This is a genomic window from uncultured Psychroserpens sp. (genome assembly GCF_947492715.1).
Classification (GTDB): Bacteria; Bacteroidota; Bacteroidia; order Flavobacteriales; family Flavobacteriaceae; genus Psychroserpens.
The window spans coordinates 1-957 of record NZ_CANLNS010000019.1 but is presented as its reverse complement, the minus strand read 5'-3'; the positions used below and the strand labels follow the sequence as shown (position 1 = coordinate 957).

1 pseudogene is annotated in these 957 nt (G+C 42.3%); it reads left to right on the top strand.

From position 1 onward, the window contains the following. Window positions 1–957, top strand: a pseudogene (locus tag Q0787_RS19230) (hypothetical protein); the annotation flags it as partial.

Below are 957 nucleotides of genomic sequence, written 5' to 3'. Positions count from 1 at the left end.
GTGACAAGTTTAACAGCACCAACAGCTACAGATAACTGTGGAGGCACAGTAACTGTAAGTCATAATGCAACACTTCCGATTTCAGGCGAAGGGACAACAACGATAGTAACTTGGACTTATGATGATGGTAACGGAAACACAAGCACGCAAGATCAGAATGTGATTATAGATGACACCACAGCACCAACACCAGATGCCGTAAGTTTATCAGATATCACAGCAGAATGTGAAGTGACAAGTTTAACAGCACCAACGGCCACAGATAACTGTGGAGGTACAGTAACTGTAAGTCATAATGCAACACTTCCAATTTCAGGAGAAGGGACAACAACGATAGTGACTTGGACTTATGACGATGGCAACGGAAATACAAGTACACAAGATCAAAATGTGATTATAGATGACACCACAGCACCAACACCAGATGCAGTGAGTTTATCAGATATCACAGCGGAATGTGAAGTGACAAGTTTAACAGCGCCAACGGCTACAGATAATTGTGGAGGTACAGTAACTGTAAGTCATAATGCAACACTTCCAATTTCAGGCGAAGGGACAACAACGATAGTAACTTGGACTTATGATGATGGCAATGGAAATACAAGCACACAAGATCAGAATGTGATTATAGATGACACCACAGCACCAACACCAGATGCAGTGAGTTTATCAGATATCACAGCAGAATGTGAAGTCACAACATTAACAGCGCCAACAGCGACAGATAACTGTGGAGGCACAGTAACGGTAAGTCATAATGCAACACTTCCAATTTCAGGCGAAGGCACAACAACGATAGTGACGTGGACTTATGACGATGGCAATGGAAATACAAGTACACAAGATCAGAATGTGATTATCGATGATACCACAGCACCAGCACCAGATGCAGTGAGTTTATCAGATATCACAGCAGAATGTGAAGTGACAAGTTTAACAGCACCAACAGCTACAGAT